The organism is Microbulbifer sp. S227A (assembly GCF_049800935.1).
Genome location: NZ_JBNAFZ010000007.1, coordinates 269,172 through 288,642 on the forward strand (window position 1 = coordinate 269,172; position 19,471 = coordinate 288,642).

The 19,471-nt window shown below is 58.0% G+C and carries 11 protein-coding genes; 10 read left to right on the forward strand and 1 reads right to left on the reverse strand.

Annotated features, from left to right (window positions below):
• Window positions 1-114 precede the first annotated feature (114 nt).
• The 3 genes from ACP15R_RS17750 (at window position 115) to ACP15R_RS17760 (ending at window position 9,587) form a co-directional block, all read left to right on the forward strand.
• Window positions 115-2,292, forward strand: a complete 2,178-nt coding sequence (locus ACP15R_RS17750) for a methyl-accepting chemotaxis protein (protein WP_224867734.1) — start codon at window positions 115-117, stop codon at window positions 2,290-2,292.
• A 133-nt stretch (window positions 2,293-2,425) separates the two neighbouring features.
• Entirely contained in the window at window positions 2,426-9,040 is a 6,615-nt protein-coding gene (locus ACP15R_RS17755) for an Hpt domain-containing protein (protein ID WP_224867731.1), read from the forward strand.
• A 55-nt stretch (window positions 9,041-9,095) separates the two neighbouring features.
• Window positions 9,096-9,587 (forward strand): chemotaxis protein CheW, encoded by a 492-nt coding sequence (locus tag ACP15R_RS17760; RefSeq protein WP_224867729.1) that lies wholly within the window; start codon window positions 9,096-9,098, stop codon window positions 9,585-9,587.
• A gap of 132 nt (window positions 9,588-9,719) precedes the next feature.
• Here ACP15R_RS17760 and ACP15R_RS17765 read toward each other — a convergent pair whose 3' ends face one another.
• Complete coding sequence (locus ACP15R_RS17765; RefSeq protein ID WP_424987595.1) at window positions 9,720-12,410, reverse strand: penicillin-binding protein 1A; 2,691 nt, start codon at window positions 12,408-12,410, stop codon at window positions 9,720-9,722.
• Between the two features lie 155 nt (window positions 12,411-12,565).
• On the opposite strand from ACP15R_RS17765, the gene ACP15R_RS17770 reads away from it, so the two are divergent.
• The 7 genes from ACP15R_RS17770 to aroB all read left to right on the forward strand — a co-directional run bounded on the left by ACP15R_RS17770 (window position 12,566) and on the right by aroB (window position 19,284).
• A complete protein-coding gene (locus tag ACP15R_RS17770) occupies window positions 12,566-13,642 on the forward strand; it encodes a pilus assembly protein PilM (protein WP_224867725.1) in 1,077 nt (358 codons plus the stop codon).
• Window positions 13,643-13,645: 3 nt separating this feature from the next.
• Window positions 13,646-14,230, forward strand: a complete 585-nt coding sequence (locus ACP15R_RS17775) for a PilN domain-containing protein (RefSeq protein ID WP_224867723.1) — start codon at window positions 13,646-13,648, stop codon at window positions 14,228-14,230.
• 2 nt (window positions 14,231-14,232) lie between these two features.
• Window positions 14,233-14,853: a type 4a pilus biogenesis protein PilO gene (locus ACP15R_RS17780; RefSeq protein ID WP_222229332.1), complete on the forward strand. Its 621-nt coding sequence runs from the start codon at window positions 14,233-14,235 to the stop codon at window positions 14,851-14,853.
• Complete coding sequence (locus ACP15R_RS17785; RefSeq protein WP_222229334.1) at window positions 14,850-15,377, forward strand: pilus assembly protein PilP; 528 nt, start codon at window positions 14,850-14,852, stop codon at window positions 15,375-15,377. The genes ACP15R_RS17780 and ACP15R_RS17785 overlap by 4 nt, the downstream gene beginning before the upstream one ends.
• Window positions 15,378-15,379: 2 nt before the next feature.
• Complete coding sequence (gene pilQ / locus ACP15R_RS17790; RefSeq protein WP_224867722.1) at window positions 15,380-17,608, forward strand: type IV pilus secretin PilQ family protein; 2,229 nt, start codon at window positions 15,380-15,382, stop codon at window positions 17,606-17,608.
• Window positions 17,605-18,129, forward strand: coding sequence for a shikimate kinase (locus ACP15R_RS17795; protein ID WP_404804085.1), 525 nt, complete (start codon window positions 17,605-17,607; stop codon window positions 18,127-18,129). The genes pilQ and ACP15R_RS17795 overlap by 4 nt, the downstream gene beginning before the upstream one ends.
• 69 nt (window positions 18,130-18,198) lie before the next feature.
• Window positions 18,199-19,284, forward strand: a complete 1,086-nt coding sequence (gene aroB / locus ACP15R_RS17800) for a 3-dehydroquinate synthase (protein WP_224867720.1) — start codon at window positions 18,199-18,201, stop codon at window positions 19,282-19,284.
• Window positions 19,285-19,471 lie beyond the last annotated feature (187 nt).

Genomic DNA, 19,471 nt, shown 5'->3' on the forward strand with positions numbered 1-19,471 from the left:
GGCCGGTATTGGGGATGTCCGCATTGCGGGCAGTTGGGGTTGTGAGGCCAGAGGGTCTCAATAAGTGGTGAAAACAAGAATTGGCCTGAGGCACAGGTCCGCCAGGAGTAAATTATGAAAACAGGCTCCCAGAATTCATTTTCCGCGTTGCGCAGTAACCCTGCCGCGCTGTTTATGTTTTTCTTGGTACTCGCCACACTGGCGGGGCTGATCGTCAGCATCTATTTGGTGCAGAGCCACGCTGACCGGGATCAGACGTACCTGGAAGACGTTGCGGAAATGCGCGCTCTTTCTTACCAGTTGGTGTCCTACGCACCGGCTGCTACCGCAGGTGACGAGCAGGCGTTCGCGGATCTGGAGCAGGTTGTGAACCAGATGGCAGCGACCTGGAGTGGTTTGCAGGGCATGGATCAGGGCAGCCGCCGCGCGCTGGAGGCTGAGCTGGGTGCCTACGGTCAGGTCTGGCGCCAGATGCGCGAGCAGGCCGACACCATTATTGGTAACAAAGATTCCATTATCTTCCTGAACGACGTGGCGAGCACCCTGAACGACTCGCTGCCGGAACTGCAGGCAGAGCACAACAATATTGTGGAAATCCTGCTGGCCAACAATGCTCCGGCCAACCAGGTAGAGCAGGCGCAGCTGCAGGTATGGCGTGCGGAGCGTATCGGTCGAAACATCGATAAGATGCTGCAGGGTGGCGACGACGCGGAAGCCGCGGCCGACCAGTTCAACACCGATGCCAGCCTGTTTGGTAAGGTGGTAGACGGCATGAAGGGCGGTGACGTGGTGATGGGAATCTCCCGCGTTACCGACAGCGAGGCCCGTGAGTCTCTGGAAGAAATTACCGAACTGTTCGAATTCGTAAGTTCTTCCGTGCGCGAAATCTTCGAAGCAACGCCGGCACTGTTTGCGACCCGTCAGGCCGCTGACGGTATTGCAACCTCTTCCCCGCAGCTGCTGGAAGCCCTGTCCACGCTGAACGACCGGATTGTTAGTCTGTCCAGTGAGCGTCAGCCGAACAACCAGACCATTGCCATTATTGCCGGTGTTTTCGTGCTGCTGATCTTCGGCATGATGGTCACCGCGTTCTCCGGCGCACGTCGAAGCCTGAAGGAAGAGTCCGAAACCAACGAGCGTAACCAGCAGGCGATTATGCAGCTGCTGGACGAACTGGCCGACCTTGCAGACGGTGACCTGACCACCTCCGCAACGGTAACCGAGGCCTTCACCGGTGCGATCGCGGACTCCATCAACTACACCATTGACCAGCTGCGGGTACTGGTATCCCGAATCAACGGCACTGCGCAGGAAGTATCGTCCCTGTCGCAGGAAACCCAGCAGACCGCCCTGCACCTCGCCGAGGCCTCTGAGCACCAGGCGCAGGAAATTGCCGGTGCATCTGCGGCGGTGAACGAAATGGCGGTGACCATTGACCAGGTATCTGCGAACGCCGCGGAATCTGCCCAGGTAGCAGAACGCTCGGTACAGATCGCAAGTAACGGTGCCAAGGTGGTACAGAACACCATCAAGGGCATGGATACGATCCGTGAACAGATTCAGGACACCTCCAAGCGAATCAAGCGACTGGGTGAATCTTCCCAGGAGATTGGTGACATCGTAAGTCTGATTAACGACATTGCGGACCAGACCAACATCCTCGCACTGAACGCCGCGATCCAGGCCTCTATGGCCGGTGACGCGGGTCGAGGCTTCGCGGTGGTTGCGGACGAGGTACAGCGCCTCGCGGAACGTTCCGCTGCGGCAACCAAGCAGATTGAGGGTCTGGTAAAAGCGATTCAGTCGGATACCAACGAAGCGGTAGTTTCGATGGAATCCACTACCACCGAGGTGGTGCGCGGTGCTCGCCTGGCTCAGGACGCGGGTGTTGCCCTGGAGGAGATCGAAACGGTATCCACCAACCTCGCATCCTTGATCCAGAACATCTCCAACGCGGCACGCCAGCAGGCCTCATCCGCGGGTCACATCTCCAACACGATGAACGTGATTCAGGAAATTACCTCACAGACTTCTGCCGGTACCCAGGCCACCGCACAGTCCATTGGTAACCTGGCCCAGACCGCATCCAGCCTGCGCGACTCCGTTGCCGGCTTCAAGCTGCCGCAAGCGGACGACGTGGACGGTGAAGGCGATCTGTACGATAGCGATCTGGCACAGTTGTCCGAAGAGTTCCCGATGCTGGATGACGAAACCCTTGAGGGTGCGATGGCGGAAGAAGATGGCCTCGCCGCACTATCTCAAGAAGAGCGTGAAGACCGGGCTCTGGCCTGATTTACCGCACATTCTGATAACGACAAAGCGGACGCCCTCACTGTCGATTCTGTGAGGGTGTAAAGCAGCCCGCGACGGGGGACTTTTTGAATCCCGTTGCCGGGCGGGCAAATTGAATTACCGAGGACTTGGCGTGAGTCACGACAATCCCAATTTTGTGGCCCTGGATTGGCTGATAGGCGAAATCAACGAGACGCTGGCACAGGCGCGCCAGCAGTTGGAAACTTTTGCCTCGGATTCCGTCGCTTCCGATAACTCCAGTGATGTCTCTGATTCCGCAGATAGCCTGCTAAAGAATTGCCTTAGCCTGATTCACCAGGTCCACGGCAGCTTGCATATGGCGGAGCTTACCGGCGCCGCCATGCTCGCTGAAGAGATGGAGCAGCTGGTACAGGCACTTGCCAGCGGTGAAGTCGAAAACAGCGATGAAACGCGTGAATTCCTTATGCGCGCGCTGCTGGAATTACCCCTCTACCTGGAAAAGATTGCCTTCCAGCGTCGCGACAATGCGGTGCTGCTGCTGCCGCTGCTGAATGACTTGCGTGCGGTGCGCCGCGAACGTCTGATCACTGAAGGTGCACTGTTCTCCCCGGATCTGTCTGCCCTGGAGCAAGTAACTGGCCAGCGCCAGCCATTGCTGGGTGACAAGGCAAAACTGCAGGAACTAGTTACCAAGCTGCGCAAGATGTATCACGTGGCGGCCGCCAGCCTGATCCGCGATGTAAACAGTGCTGAAAGCCTTGCCTATCTGGGCAAGGTCAGTGAAAAAATGGCACTGCTGTATAGCGGCAGCCAACGTCAGCATCTGTGGGAAATTGTCCTGGGTCTGCTCGAGGGTATTGCTGACCACCGGGTTAATGTCTTGCCCGCTCTGCGCCAGCTGCTGCGCCGCATCGATATCGAATTTCGCTTGCTTGCGGGGCAGGGTGCGCGCGTTCTTGATGCGCGTCCGGACCGGGATCTCATCCGCAATCTGCTGTTTTACGTTTACCTGAGCGGTCCGAATGGCCCGCGTACCTCCGCGCTGTATCAGAAATTCGCACTGGATCGCGCGGTGCCCGGCACGCCGCGCCCGGATAACGAAGACGCCCTGGCCATGGGGCCAGAGGCAATGGGTACCGCGGTGGCCGCACTGCGTGAAGAGCTCGCCAGCGTGCGGGAAGCGCTGGATCCGAGTATCAGCACCGCCGAGCGCGCGCCGCTTTCCGACACCGCGATTGTTGCCAAGCGTATTGCCGATACCCTGGGTGTATTGGGGCTGGAGAATCAGCGTACCCGCGCCCGCAGTATTTACGAGTATCTCCGGGACGCATCGCGCGTTGCTGTACCCGATGACCTGTTAATGCAGGCCGCATCCGAGTTGGTGCAGCTCGATTCCGGTCTCGCCGCCGCTGCGGAGCGGGATCGCAAGGTCGATAGCGAATCGCCACTGATGGGCGAGGCGACCGAGCAGGTACTCCGCGAAGCTCGCATCGGTCTGGAAACCGTGAAAGAGGCAGTGGTGGAGTACATCGCCAGCCACTGGGACGCCGGGCATCTCGCCCAGGTTCCCAAGCGTCTGCAGGAAGTCTGCGGTGGCCTGGAAATGGTGGGCTACGGCCGCGCTGCGGAAATTGTGGGTGCCTGTCGCGGTTATATCGAAGAGCGTTTGATCAATGCCGGTGATCAGCCGGACTGGAAGCTGCTGGATACCCTTGCGGATGCGGTTACCAGCGTCGAGTACTATCTCGAGCGCCGTTCCGATGGCATCGAAGATGCCGACATGTTGCTGGCACTGGCGGAAGAAAGCGTGGCAACGCTGGGTTACGCGGTCGCCGACGGTGATGTGTTCCCTGGGGCAACCGATGGCGCCGCCGCCGGTGCCCTGAGCGGTCTCGAACTGCCCGAAGAGACCGTCAAAGATTCTGCTGGGCCGGTCGTCGCAGCACCGGCGTCCGACGAGGAAGCACAGGCACTCGATGGGTTTGCGCTTTCTCTCGAGCTGGAAGAGGAAGTGCCCGCTGCCAAGCCGACGGCTGAGGCGGATCCGCTGGCCGCACTTGCGGACAGTCTGGTCGAGGAGCCCTCGGATATCGACGACTCCGAGCCATCGATTGTTATTGAAGATGCACCGCTTGCCGAGCAGGAAGCGCCTTCACAGGTTGAAGAAAGCTGGTTTGCGGAAGAGAGTGCTGGCGACCCGGCGCCCGTTGAGACTGTTACTGCGACCGAGACCGCAGCCGCGGAACACTCCTCGGAGCTCGTCGCGCAGCAAGTCGTGGAGCAAGTTACGGAGCCGCCTGCTGCCGTCCTGCCTCCGCTGGACGATGACGACGATACCAGCATCATCGACGATGAAATCGTCGAGATTTTCCTCGAGGAGGCCGGTGAGGTTCTCGAGACCATCAACCACTACTTCCCGTTGTGGGCAGCCAATTTTGGCGATCGCGAGTCGCTGGTGGAATTCCGCCGTGGTTTCCACACCCTGAAGGGCTCCGGCCGCATGGTGGAAGCGCTGGAAGTCGGTGAACTGTCGTGGGCTGTGGAAAACATGCTCAACCGGGTGCTCGACGAGACGATCGCCCCGGCCCGCGCCCATGTCACATTGATCGAGACGGTGCTTGCCAAGCTACCGTCCATGGTGGATGGCTTCCGCACCCGTACCGGTGACCCGGATCCGGCCCGCACGGCGGAGCTGGAGGGGTGGGCGAAACAGCTTTCCCAGGGCCAGGTGCCCGATGCACTGCTGCAGTCTGATACTGCCGGCACCACCGAGGCTGCCGCTGCTGCACCAGCCGTTACCGACGAAGCGCAGCTTGAAGCGGATGAAAATGCCCAGTTGTGGGAAATCTTCGCCCAGGAGGCCGAAACCCACCTGGCGACGGTGGCGGAATACCTCGCTGACATGCAGCGCCAGGCTCCGGTATATGACATTCCGTCTGATCCTTTCCACCGCGCCCTGCACACCCTGAAAGGCTCTGCCCATATGGCAGAGGTCACCCAGGTAGCGGAACTGATGGCACCGTTGGAGCGCTTTGCCAAAGAGCTGCGTACCTATCAGGTCGCGATTGATAGCGATACTTACGATCTAATCAGTGACGGCGCCAGCTATGTACGAGAGGTGCTGCAGCAGATTTACCGTCGTGAGCCACTGCATGTGGAGCGCAGCGAGCAGTTCCTCGCGCGCGTGGCGGAATTGCAGGAGCGTGCCGTTGGCCACCTGATTCGCGAACGCGAAGCCAACGAACCGAAGGCCGTGGATCCCCAGCTGCTGGCGGTGATCATGGCCGACGGCATGAAGGTGCTGCTGGACGCGGACGAGATGCTCAACCGCTGGCGCGCTGCGCCTGGTGATCGATCCATTATTTTGCCGGTTGCGGAAGAGCTTGATGTTCTGCAGCAGGCCGCAGGCCAGGCGCAGTTACCAACACTGCAGGAACTGGCCAACCTTTTGTTGGCCGTGTATCGCCAGGTGATCGATGGTCACCTGGAAGAGGAGCCCGCACTGTGGGCATCCCTTGAACAGGGCCACAATGAACTGCTGGATCTGGTCGATGCGGTTGCCGCGTCAACCGATTTGCCGCAGGTCAGTGATGCGGTGGGTGAGGCCCTGCGCACACTGGCGCAAGGGGATGACAGCGGCGAAGAGGAAGATATCGACCTCTCCGAGTTTGGCATCGATGCCAGCGAATTCGCGTTCGATGAGGAGGCTGTCCAGCAAGAGGTGCCGCCCGCAGCGGAGATCGATGCGGTTTCTGCAATCGCCGCAGATGATCTCGGTGAATTGGGCTTCGATGACCTGGTTGCAGAGCAGCAGGTGGCCGACGACAAGGTAGTCGAGGGCATTGTCGAAGATGAACCTGCAGAGCTCGAGCTTGTTGATGATGTTGTCATTGATGCAGCTGGCGTAGTGGAAGATGAGCGGGAACTGACCGTCGAATGGTTGGAGGCCGAGTTGTCTGCCGGTGCGCCGGGCGAACCCTCCTCGGATACTCTCCTGAGCGATGCAATCCCGGCGATTGAGTCCGAAATCGTGGAACTGCAGTCCCCTGAGCAAGACGTTGCAGAACCGATAGTCTCTGAGCCTGTGACCCACGAACCTGCGCAGGAAGCAAAATTTTCCGCGCCCGAACGTGACGTCGTTGAGCGCCTGATGGCTGAGCCAGCCGCGGCTCCGGTAGAGGCCGCACCCCCTGCGCCGACCGCTGCGGTTTCAGCTCCGCAAGCGTCATCCGGTGAAGTTACCGATGCGCAACGTGCGCTACTGGCGGAAATCGATCCTGATGTTGTAGAGGTTTTCCTTGAGGAGGCCTCCGACCTGATGGATGAGCTGGAAGAGCTGGTCCAGAACTGGGAGCAGGCTCCCGACGACAATGCCATGCCAGAAGCGCTCAAGCGTGTGCTGCACACCTTCAAAGGTGGTGCGCGCATGGCGGCTCTGATGGGACTTGGTGAAGTCGCCCACCGCTTCGAGACCGTGATCGAGAACATGCAGAGCGGCAGCGTTCCATCTGCGAATTTCTTTGCCGACGCTCATGGAATTTACGACCGTCTCGCTGCTGGTGTTGAAACCGTGCAGGCGTGGATGGGCGGTGAAGAGTTACCCGCATTCTGCGCGCTGTTGGAAACCCAGTGGGCCGATGCGCACGCCGTACCCAGTGAGGCGGTTCAGGATACAGCGCCGACAGCCGCCGACGAAGCGGGCCAAGAGAGCCAAGTTAGCCAAGAGAGTATCGTTGTAGACACCTCGGCGGTTGAAATAGAGCAGGCGCACATTGTAGACGCGCCGGCCGCCCCGACCGTAGAAGCTCCGCCAGCCGTTGTTGAGCCGACACAAGTTGAGCCGGCACCTGCGGCAAGCAGCAACGTGCTGCCTTTTGTGCGCAAATCGAAAAATGTGGGTGAGCGCGATGGCGGCCAGCCGCGCAACCAGCCCCAGGAAATGGTGCGGGTCGCATCCGAGCTGCTGGAAGAACTGGTAAACCTCGCCGGTGAGACCTCTATTTCCCGTGGCCGCCTCGAAGAGCAGGTCAGTGAGTTCGGTCTCGCGCTCGACGAAATGGACGTGACCCTGTTGCGCCTGAACGAGCAGCTGCGTCGCCTGGATAAAGAAACCGAAGCACAGATTCAGTTCCGTCAGGAACAGGATGTAGATTTTGACCCGCTGGAAATGGACCGCTACTCGTCCTTCCAGCAATTGTCGCGCTCCTTGCTTGAGTCCACCTCAGACTTGCTGGATTTGCGCCAGACTCTGGGCAACAAGGCACGGGATACTGAGACCCTGTTGTTGCAGCAGTCGCGCGTAAATACCGAGTTGCAGGAAGGCCTGATGCGCAGCCGCATGGTGCCTTTCTCGCGGTTGGTGCCGCGCCTGCGCCGTATTGTGCGTCAGGTGAGTGCGGAGCTGGGTAAGCAGGTGGATCTGGTGTTCTCCAACGTGGAAGGCGAATTGGATCGTTCCATGCTGGAGCGCATGGTAGCGCCGCTCGAACATATGCTGCGTAACGCGGTCGACCACGGTATTGAATCTCCACAAGCACGTCGCGACTCTGGCAAACCAGAGCGCGGCCGTATCGCCGTTGCTGTCGCCCGTGAGGGCAGTGAGGTGGTGCTGACCATCAGTGACGATGGTTCCGGTATCAACCTGATGCGGGTGCGTGAAAAAGCGATTGAAAGTGGCCTGATGCGCCCGGACGCCGAGTTGTCCAACAATGAAATCATGCAGTTTATTCTGCAGGCTGGTTTCAGTACTGCGGATCAGGTCACGCAGATATCCGGACGCGGTGTCGGCATGGACGTGGTATCTGCCGAGATCAAGCAGATCGGCGGCTCGGTAACGATCGGCTCGCAGGCCGGCCAGGGAACCGAGTTTGTGGTGCGCCTCCCGTTTACCGTATCGGTAAACCGTGCACTGATGGTGAAAGTGGGGGACGATCTGTTCGCCATGCCACTGAATACCATCGAGGGTATTGTGCGCCTGAGCCCGTTCGAGCTGGAGCACTACTACCGCACGCCGGAAGCCCGTTTTGAGTATGCCGGCGAGCCCTATCAGGTGAATTATTTCGGCAGCCTGCTGCAGTCGTCGGCGCAGCCGCGTCTGGCGGTAGAGGACATGCAGATGCCAGTGCTGCTGGTACGCTCTGACAATACCGCGATGGCGCTGCAGGTAGATGCAATCCTGGGCAGCCGCGAGATCGTGGTGAAGAGCCTCGGCCCGCAGTTTGCGGGGGTGCAGGGGGTATCCGGTGCGACGGTTACCGGTGACGGTACCGTGGTGGTGATCCTCGATGCGCACGCACTGCTGCGCAAACACTCCGCGCAAATGGCGCGCCCGGAAACGCCGCTGCTGGAAGAAATATCCGCGGAAAGTGGGCGGGAGGAACCGGAGACCCAGAAGCTGGTCATGGTGGTGGATGACTCGGTAACCGTACGCAAGGTGACCACGCGCTTCCTGGAGCGGGAGGGTTTCCAGGTGATTACCGCGAAAGACGGACAGGATGCAATTATCCAGCTGCAGGATGTGATTCCCGATGTGATGCTGCTGGATATTGAAATGCCGCGTATGGACGGCTTTGAAGTGGCGCGCAATATCCGCTCCAGCAGCCGTCTGCGGGATATTCCGATCATCATGATCACCTCTCGTACCGGTAAGAAACACCGCGATCACGCCTTATCCCTCGGGGTAAACCACTACCTGGGTAAGCCGTATCAGGAAGAGATCCTGCTGGAAGCCATTCGTGACTTTACCGAGGCAAAGGCAGATTCCTAATGACGGCCGGCCAAGAGAATTTTGATGCCACATCAGGTGGTGGAGCGTACATAGCATGAGTGGAAATGGCGTAGATACCCTGCCTAACACCGAGGTGCCGACCGAGGTCAGCAGTCTGTTGTTGCCGCTGGCGGATGGTCAGTTGTTGGTGCCGGTGGATACACTTTCCGAAATTATCGCCCTGCAGAGCCCGGTATCGGCATTTGATGCGCCGGACTGGTATATGGGCGAGTTGCACTGGCGTGAGTTGCGCTTGCCGCTGATTTCGTTTGAGGTAATGCGCGGTAACCCCATGCCGGTGTTGCGTAGTAACTGCCGTATCGCGGTGCTCAGCAGCGGCAACCCGGACGGGGATTTGCCGTTTTTTGCCGTGGTCCTGCAGGGGACTCCACGTCTGGTACGTGTGACGCCCGCAGACCTGGCCGGTCGCGAGGGTGACTGCGCCATGGGTGAGTTGATGCATGTCTCGGTCACCGGCGAAGCGGCGGTGATCCCGGATCTGGGTACGCTGGAAGAGGCCTGCCTCGAATATCGCAGTTCGCGCTAGGCCGTCCAGGCTGGGTCCGGGACTGCAGAACTGCCAGGTATTAGTTCCGACGTTGTAACCAATAAACACCAGACCAATAAAAAAGCCGCCCCTCGGGGCGGCTTTTTTATTGGTCTGGTGTAACCCGTACTGTTAGAACAGCTCTTCCGGCACGGAATCCTGCGACTGGCTGTCACTGTTGGATGGGTTGCTCGGCCCATCCGAATAAATTGACGGGTAGTTGCTGTAGGTCTCGCGGCCGGGTACCCGGTTGGCGCGAAATATCTCGAAAATACCGCCGCGTGAGGTGCGCATACCGGTACGCGGATTGATACGCGTGGTTACGATGTCTTCCGGTTGTGGCAGGTGGCGCTCTGGCAGACCATCGAGGGCAGCCGCCATAAAATCGATCCAGATGGGAAGTGCGGCCGAGCCGCCGTACTCATTGCGACCAATGGGCGTATTGTCGTCGAAGCCTACCCAGGTGCTGGTGGCCAGATAAGGGCTGTAGCCAGAGAACCAGGCATCGCGGGGACCATTGGTGGTTCCGGTCTTGCCGGCGATGTCGCCGCGCTTCATTGCCAGTGCCTTGCGACCCGTACCCAGTTTGACGACATCTTTCAGCATGGAGTCCATGATAAACGCAGTTTCTGCCGCCATGGCGCGCGGCGCGCGGGGGCGTGCTTGTTCATCGGCGCTCAGTGGTGCGACCGGCAGCGTGCGAAGCTCTAGAGGCTCTTCTTCATTGGCGGCGGCGGCCGCTTCGTGTTGTACCGACTGCAGATCGATGGGCTCCGCCTCCGCGGTGGGTACTTCGCCTGGCAGCGGGCAGTCGCGACAGACAGTCAGTGGCAACGCCTGATAGACGGTGTCGCCGTGCACGTCGAGTACCTGATCTAACAGGTAGGGCTCTACGCGAAAGCCTCCATTGGCGAAAGCTGCATAGCCACGCACCATTTCTAGTGGGGTGAGCGCAGAAGTGCCGAGCGCGATGGAGAGGTTACGATCCAGCTTGGAACGGTCGAAACCAAACCCTTCGGTGTAGGTCAGCGCGCGGTCCAGTCCCAGCGCCTGTAACAGGCGTATGGATACCATATTGCGCGACATATACAGGGCTTTGCGCAAGCGGGTCGGACCGAGGAAGGTCCCTCCATCGTTCTCCGGGCGCCATACATCTTCGAGATTGGTTTGCTCGAAGATGATGGGGGCGTCGTTGATGATGCTGGCCGCGGTATAGCCATTTTCAACCGCCGCCGCATAGATAAAGGGTTTGAAACTGGATCCCGGCTGGCGTGCGGCCTGGGTCACCCGGTTGAAGTGGCTCTGGCGGAAATCGTATCCGCCGACCAAGGCGCGAATCGCACCGTCTTCCGGTTCCAGCGATACCAGAGCGCCCTGCGCCGCTGGTACCTGGGTCAGGTGCCACTCTTCGCGGGCTTCTGGTGCCTCAGCGGGCTCTTCGCGCTCCAGTCCTTCTGGTGTAGAGAAGGGGTCTTCGGTGATATTGGTATCGGCGAGTGCTTCAGCTGCCGATGCCAGTGCCGCTTCCTGAGCCGCTTTGTGCTCCGCTGCAACCTGCTCTGCACTGATTACAATACGCCGCAGGCGTACCACATCACCAGGTGCGAACAGTTCTTCTGCGGAGGTCAGCCGTGCGCCGCGCGCGTCCTCAGAAATATATGGACGAATACTGCTGAGGCCGTTTTCCCAGGCAATTTCAACGACCCGGCGGTCGCGCAGCTGTACCATCAGGCTCTGGGGATTGACCGCAGTTACTACCGCCGGCTCAAGGCCTCCGAGCACTGGGATTTCCTTAAGCAGATCCACGAGCTGGTCATTGTCCACCAGAAGCTCTACATCCAGGCGTTGTTCCGGCCCGCGGTAGCCGTGACGACCATCGTAGGTCTCCAGCCCGTGCTGCAAGGCTTTGCGCGCTGCGTCTTGGAGTCCGCTGTCGACGGTGGTAATGATCTGGTAACCATCCGTGTAAGCGGCGTCGCCAAACAAGTCTACCGCTTCTTTGCGAGCCATTTCGGCCACATAGGGGGCGCTCATATCCAGATCGCGACCGTGGAAGCGCGCGGTGACCGGCGCAGTAATCGAGTTCTTGTACTCGTCCTGGTCAATATGGCCCAGGTCGAGCATGCGTTTGAGGATCCAGTTGCGGCGCACCAGTGCTCGTGAGGGGTTGGCAATGGGGTTGTAGGTTGACGGTGCTTTGGGTAAGCCTGCCATCATGGCCCACTGGGCCAAGCTCAGGTCATTAATGTCTTTACCGTAGTAGACCTGTGCCGCCGCCTGGAAACCGTAGGCGCGGTTGCCGAGGAAGATCTTATTGATATAGAGCGCCAGGATCTCATCTTTGCTCAATTCCTGCTCGATTTGCAGGGAGAGCAGGATCTCGTTGAACTTGCGGATAAAGCGCTGTTCCCGGCTCAAAAAGAAGTTCCGCGCCACCTGCATCGTCAGCGTACTACCGCCAGACTGGATGGAGCCACTGGCAATGAGCTGGCGCACGGCCCGCATCAGGCCCTTGATAGAAACGCCGCTGTGGGAGTAGAAGCCATCGTCTTCTGCGGCCAGAATGGCGTTGATGAACATTTCCGGGGTCTGGTCGATGGTGATCGGGCTGCGGCGTTTCTCGCCGAATTCGCCAATCAGCTTCATATCCCGGGAATAGATGCGTAGCGGGGTCTGCAGCCGGATATCGCGCAGGCTCTCCACGGATGGTAAGCCCGGTTTCAGGTACAGATAAATACTGGAAAACGCCATGGCGCCGGCTGCGGCGCCGGCTAGAGCCAGCCACAGCAGTGACAACAGGCGGTTGCGGGCTTTTTCGGTCATTGAAATGCTTCTGTATACGTCTTAATCAATTATATCGGCACTGTTCGACAATTATACGAATAATGTGCACTGATACCTATGCAAAAGGCGGTTGCGGCGGTAATTTAAAGTGCTATAACATCAAACCTCCATAACCCACGGAAAAGATAAGAAAAATGGGGATGCTCCCTTTTCTCAATAAGGGCCCGAAAGCCATGCTTGGGCTCGATATTAGCTCCACCTCGGTCAAGTTGCTCGAACTGAGTCGCAGTGGCGACAAATATCGAGTGGAAAGCTATGCGGCCGAGCCTCTGCCTCCGAATGCGGTAGTGGATAAGAATATCAATGACGTCGGCGCCATTGCTGAGGCTATCCGCAAGGTCGTGCGCCGGTCTAAGACCCGCCTGCGCCAGGCGGCTGTGGCTGTTTCCGGCTCTGCGGTCATCACCAAGACCCTGGATATGCCTGCCGATCTCTCTGACGATGCGCTGGAAGCCCAGATCGCGTTGGAAGCGGATCAGTACATTCCCTACCCGCTGGATGAGGTGAATCTCGACTTTGAGGTCCAGGGGCCCTCCGATAAGGGGGAGGGGCAGGTTGAGGTTCTGTTGGCCGCATGTCGCAGCGAGAATGTGGAGCAGCGGGTATCCGCCCTCAGCGAAGCCGAGCTGCAGCCGGGTGTGGTGGATGTAGAGGCCTACGCCATCGAGCGCGCTTATACCCTGTTGGATAACCAGTTCCCGGCGCAGGAGCAGCTGGTGGTCGCGGTGATTGATATCGGCGCGACCATGAGTGCGTTGTCGGTCATGGTTGACGGTCGCACCGTGTACACCCGCGAGCAGCTGTTTGGTGGTCGCCAGTTGACCGATGAAATCCAGCGTCGCTATGGCCTGTCTGTCGAGGAGGCTACTCTGGCCAAGCGTCAGGGCGGCAGCGGCTTGCCCGACGACTACTACCCGGAAGTGCTCGAGCCTTTCCGCGATGCGGTGGTTCAGCAAGTCATGCGCTCCCTGCAGTTCTTCTATTCCTCAACTTCCTATAGCGATGTCGACTACATCCTGCTGGGCGGCGGCGTCGCCGCCATGGAAGGACTCGCCGAGCTGGTGGGTGAAAAACTTAACAAGCCTACGCTCGTGGCCAACCCGTTTCGGGATATGAGTGTCGCGTCTCGGGTCAATCGCCAGGCTCTGGTGAGCGAGGCGCCGTCCCTGATGATCGCCGCTGGCCTCGCTATGCGCGAACGGGAGTTCTGATCAATGGCAAAAATTAACTTACTCCCGTGGCGTCAGGAATACCGGGCGCAGAAGCAGAAAGAGTTTCAGCAGGTTGCGGTTGTGGTGGTGCTTGCTGCCGTGGTCTCGGTTGTGATGTGGATGAAAACTGTGGATGCGCAGATTGCCAATCAGAATGGGCGCAATCAGTTGCTGAATACCGAGATTGCAGCGCTGAACAAACAGGTGCGCGAAATCAAGGAGCTGAAGAAGCGTCGTCAGGAGCTGATTGACCGTATGCGCGTTATTCAGGAGCTGCAGGGTAACCGTCCTCTGGCCGTGCGCTACTTTGATGAAATGGTGCGCGCCGCCCCGGAAGGCCTGTGGTTGACCGAGCTCAAACGCACGGGCAAGACCCTCCAAATATCCGGCATGGCTGAATCCAACAACCGGGTTTCCTCATTTATGCGCAGTCTGGATCAGTCTGAGTGGTTCCAGTCGCCAAACCTGACGGATGTTACCGCCAAGCCTGAGTTTGGTGAGCAGGCGAGCGCGTTTGAAATGACGGTCAATGTTAGCGGCCGCAAAAAAGAAGAGGGCGCCGATGACGGCGCCAACAGTGGAGCGTAATCGTGGCGCTTGAAGATACTTTAAAGCAGCTCAATGAGCTGGATATTAACGATATCGACTTTTCCCGCGTCGGTGTCTGGCCCCTCGCTGGGCGTGTGGCGTTGTTGATCGTGATTTCCGCGGTGCTGATCGGTGGCGGTTACTTTTTCATGATCAAAGATCGCTACAGTCAGCTGGAGTTTGCTGAGAACAAAGAGCGCGAGCTGTTTACCCAGTTTGAGCGCAAGTCTTTCGAGGCTGCGAACCTTGACGCATATCGCGAGCAGCTGGCAGAGATGGAAGAAACCTTCGGCGCGCTATTGAAGCAGTTGCCAAAGGACACTGAAGTGCCGGGCCTGCTCGAAGATATCGACGAGTTTGGCCGCGGCAGCGGTTTGACCATTCAAAAGATTGCGCTCGAGGGTGAGCAGGTTGGCGAGTTCTATGTTGAGCTGCCGATCCGCATCGAGGTGCAGGGCGGTTACCACGAGTTTGGTGCTTTTATTTCTGGTATCGCCGGTATGCCACGGATTGTTACCCTGCATGACTTTGAGATTGGTACCAGCAAAGACAGTTCAGCGCTGCTGAATATGGTGGTGCGTGCTAAGACTTATCGTTACAAGGATCAGGGAGAAGAGGGATGAAAAAATACTTCGCTCTGACCGCGGCAATTCTGGCGCTTGCCGGTTGCAGCCTCGACGGTAATCACAGTGACCTGCGGCAGAAGATGGCGGCGGTCAAGCACAAGCCCAAAGGCCAAATTGAGCCGATCCCTACTTTTACACCCTACAGCCCGTACGTGTACAGCGCGGCCGCAATGCGCAGTCCGTTTATTCGTCCGATGCTGGAAGCGGATCAGCGCCTGGTAGGGCGCAAGCTGGATGTGGCTCCGGACCTGAACCGACAGAAAGAGCTGCTGGAGCGCTATCCGTTTGATGCCCTGTCCATGGTGGGCACGCTCTCAAGGGCTGGGCAGCTTTGGGCGCTTGTGAATGATGGTGACGGCGGGATCCATCGCATCACCATCGGCAATTACATGGGTAAAAACCACGGGCGGGTGGTCAACGCCTCGTCGTCACAACTTGATGTACTCGAAATTGTGCCGGATGGCACCGGTGGCTGGATTGAGCGGCCACGGGCACTGACTTTGGAAGATAAGGACAATTAAAAATGATCATCAAGCAACTCGCCCGAGTATTGGCCTGGGGCGCCAATAAGCTGTCGCGCGCAAAAGCGTTGCTGCTGGGCCTGCTGATTCTGCCATTGGCAATGCCAACTATGGCCAGCCAGTTGAACGATATTCAGTTCTCCGAGCTGCCGGGCAGTCGCCTGCAGTTGCGGCTCACCTTTAGTGATGTACCGCCGGAGCCCACGGGCTACACCATTGAGCAACCCGCACGTATCGTGATGGATTTTGCCGGTGTGGAAAGCGTGCTGCCGCAGAAAAAATACAACATGGATATCGGCGCTGCCCGCAGCGCCGTTATCGTGTCTGGTGAAGACCGCACACGTCTGATTCTGAACCTAGATAAGCTGCCGATATACACCAGTGAGCGTGTGGGTAATCAGGTTGTACTGGAAGTCGGTGCCGACAGTGCTACCACTGCAGCCGTAGCTGCTGCACCGGTGCGCAGTACCACCAATGTCGGCGGTAGCCCGCAGTTCAAGGCCGCGAGTAACGTCGGTATTAACAATGTGGATTTCCGCCGCGGCGAGGGCGGTGAGGGCAAGGTAATTGTCAGTCTGAGTGATCCCGCTGTAAATATCGATGTGGAGCGTACCCGCGGCAAAATCGTGCTCACTTTCCTGGGCGCGGAACTGCCGCCATCCCTGCGCCAGCGCCTGGACGTGACCGACTTTGCGACGCCGGTAAATGCTATCAGCGTCGATTATGACGGCCGCAACACGGTAATTACTGTTGATCCCCATGACGGCGATTACGATTACCTGGCCTATCAGGCAGACAATGAGTACGTGCTCAGCGTTAAACCGCTGACCGTGGCGCAAGTACGCGAGAAGCAGCAAGAGTTTGCGTTTACCGGTGAGAAGCTGTCGCTGAACTTCCAGGATATTGAAGTGCGCTCCGTGCTGCAGCTGATTGCCGACTTTACCGACCTGAACCTGGTGGCAAGTGATACCGTGCAAGGGCGTATCACCTTGCGTCTGGACGGTGTGCCCTGGGATCAGGCGCTCGAGCTGATTCTCAAAGCCAAGGGGTTGGATAAGCGTCAGGAAGGAAACGTGATCATGGTGGCGCCGGCTGCTGAGATCGCCGAACGTGAACGTCGTGAACTCGAAACCCGCAAGCAGCTGGAAGAGCTCGCCCCGCTGCGCACTGAATATATTCAGATTCGCTACGCGGATGCCCGTGAGATTTTCACCCTCTTCGTAGGTGATCGTATGGGGCAATCGGGAGCGGGTGGATTAAATCAGGGCAATTTCGCTGGCGGCAGTGAAGATCAGGAAGGGCGTAGCATCCTGTCCACTCGTGGTAGTGCGATTGTTGATGAGCGCACCAACACCATCATCCTGACTGACACCGAAGAGAAGATTTCCCAGTTCCGTGATCTGATCAATGCGATCGATATCCCGATTCGTCAGGTGATGATCGAAGCGCGTATTGTGACTGCGAATACCGGTTTCTTGCGCGATATCGGCGTCCGTTGGAGCTATATGGAAGACCACAATGTCGGAGACGACGGTCTCGGTATTGGCTCTGGACGGCAAGTCGGACTGATTGCTGATGGCGACGGAAGCGGTCCTGATCTGACTTCCCCGCAGACTCTACACGACCCGATGCTGATTGACCTGGGTGTGTCCAATCCTGCTGGCAGTGTGGCGTACGCTATTCTGAAAGAAGATTTCCTGCTTGGTCTGGAGTTGTCTGCACTTGAAGATGTGGGTCAGGCGGAAATTGTTTCCCAGCCGAAAGTGGTGACCGGTGATAAGCAGGAAGCCAGTATCCGTTCCGGTGTGGAGATTCCCTATCTCGAGGCTACCTCGTCTGGTGCAGCGTCGGTAACCTTTAAGGAAGCGGTGCTGTTGCTGAATGTTATCCCGCAGATTACTCCGGATAACAACATCATCATGAGCCTGAATATCGACCAGAACAGTGTCGGTGAGCTGTTCACCAACGTGATTACCGGCGCTCAGATCCCGGCGATCAATGTGAACTCACTGCAGACCAAAGTGCTGGTTGCTAACGGTGAAACCATTGTGCTGGGCGGAATCTTCGAGGCTCAGACTATTGAAGGTGAAAGCAAGGTGCCGTTCCTGGGTGATATCCCCTTCCTCGGCCACCTGTTCAAGCGCACCAGTCGCGAAGAAGATAAGCGCGAACTGTTGATCTTCATTACGCCCCGCATCATGCAGGACGAGTTCCTGTCCTTTAGCAAGTGATCTCCGAGCCTATCTTTCTTGTCGGTCCCATGGGGGCCGGCAAGTCCACTATCGGCAAATTACTGGCAGCCCAACTGGGGCTGCCATTTGCCGATTCTGACAAGGTATTGGAAGACCGCACCGGTGCCGACATTCCCTGGATCTTTGATGTAGAGGGGGAGGCTGGCTTCCGTCGTCGGGAAAGTGAGGTGTTGCGGGATCTGTGTAACGGTGTGGCACAGGTGATCGCGACTGGCGGCGGCATCGTCCTAATGCCAGAAAACCGCGAGCTTCTCAAGCAAGGAGGTTTTATTGTTTACCTGCGAGCGAGCCTTGAGCAGTTGGTGGAGCGCACTTCGAAAAACAGCAATCGCCCCTTGTTGCAGGTGGACGACCCGCGAGCGAAGCTGGCGGAGATTCTCGAGCAGCGCGAAGCCTATTACGCGGAGGTAGCGGATCTGGTCTGTGATACCGACCACTGTACGCCAAAACAGGCTGCACAGCTTGTCGCCGATCGTCTCGCCGAGCGGTCCACCACGTAAGTACTTTCCGTAGCCCCTTTCTGTCCTATCTCTTTTTTATATCCAATTTGTGCGCGTTAGGGAGTAACCATGCACCGTCTTGACGTCGATTTGGGTGAGCGTAGTTACCCGATCCTGATTGGCTCGGGGTTGTTAACTGATTCCTCGCAGTTTGAGCAGTATATCCGTGGCAAGCAGGTGCTTGTGGTTACCAATGAGACCATTGCACCGCTGTACCTGAAGACCGTGCTCGACGGTTTGAAAGCCTTTTCCAAGGTCGATGTTGTCGAGTTGCCCGATGGTGAGGCTTTCAAAACCCTGGATACCGTTAACCGTATATTCGATTCTCTGTTGGAAAATCGGCATGATCGTGGCACCACCATCGTTGCCTTGGGTGGTGGCGTTATCGGCGATATGAGTGGCTTTGCCGCCGCCTGTTATCAGCGAGGCGTCGATTTTGTGCAGGTGCCAACCACCTTGCTGTCTCAGGTGGACTCTTCCGTCGGGGGTAAGACTGGCGTGAATCACCCGCTCGGAAAAAACATGATTGGCGCCTTTTACCAGCCGCAGCTGGTGCTCATCGATATCGATACTCTCAACACGCTTCCCGACCGTGAACTCTCTGCAGGTATCGCCGAGGTCATCAAGTACGGAATGATCTGTGATCCAGGCTTCTTCGGTTGGCTGGAAGAAAATATGGATTTGTTGCTGGCGCGGGATCCGCAGGCGTTAGCCTACGCTGTGGAGCGCAGCTGCGCGGACAAGGCCGCGGTGGTTGCGGAGGATGAAAGGGAGTCTGGCCGGCGCGCCATTCTGAACTTTGGTCATACGTTTGGTCACGCAATCGAGGCGGTGCAGGGGTACGGCAAGTGGTTGCACGGTGAGGCGGTGGCCGCTGGCATGGTAATGGCGGCAGAGTTGTCCTGTCTGCGCGGATGGATTGATAAAGCCGAAGTCGCGCGCTTGCGCGCACTGCTAACGAAGGCCAACTTGCCGCAACAATCACCAGAAGCGATGACGGTTAACGACTATCTCGAGGCAATGTCCGTGGATAAAAAGGTGCAGGACGGCAAATTGCGCCTGGTCCTTTTGCATGCGCTCGGTGATGCACAAATAATCAGCGATACGCCAAAAGATCAGCTGGTTGAGGTTTTGCGCGCCTGCGGCGCACAGTGATGAATCTGTAGTTTTTTTACCAAACTGAGGATTCTTTGTTTGAACTTGCGCTAAAAAGAAGATAAATCGGTCGAACTGCCCGCTAACAGCGGAAAAAACTGCCAAATCTTGCAATTGCAGGGGCGCACGAGTAATATTGCGCGCCCCCCCGATGAAACCCGGGGAAAAGAGCCGATAACAATAAACG

Coding starts and splice junctions, on each gene's coding strand:
- ACP15R_RS17750 (WP_224867734.1), top strand. CDS start 115: ATGAAAACAGGCTCCCAGAATTCATTTTCCGCGTTGCGCAGTAACCCT.
- ACP15R_RS17760 (WP_224867729.1), top strand. CDS start 9,096: ATGAGTGGAAATGGCGTAGATACCCTGCCTAACACCGAGGTGCCGACC.
- ACP15R_RS17765 (WP_424987595.1), bottom strand. CDS start 12,410: ATGACCGAAAAAGCCCGCAACCGCCTGTTGTCACTGCTGTGGCTGGCT.
- ACP15R_RS17770 (WP_224867725.1), top strand. CDS start 12,566: ATGGGGATGCTCCCTTTTCTCAATAAGGGCCCGAAAGCCATGCTTGGG.
- ACP15R_RS17775 (WP_224867723.1), top strand. CDS start 13,646: ATGGCAAAAATTAACTTACTCCCGTGGCGTCAGGAATACCGGGCGCAG.
- ACP15R_RS17785 (WP_222229334.1), top strand. CDS start 14,850: ATGAAAAAATACTTCGCTCTGACCGCGGCAATTCTGGCGCTTGCCGGT.
- pilQ (WP_224867722.1), top strand. CDS start 15,380: ATGATCATCAAGCAACTCGCCCGAGTATTGGCCTGGGGCGCCAATAAG.
- aroB (WP_224867720.1), top strand. CDS start 18,199: ATGCACCGTCTTGACGTCGATTTGGGTGAGCGTAGTTACCCGATCCTG.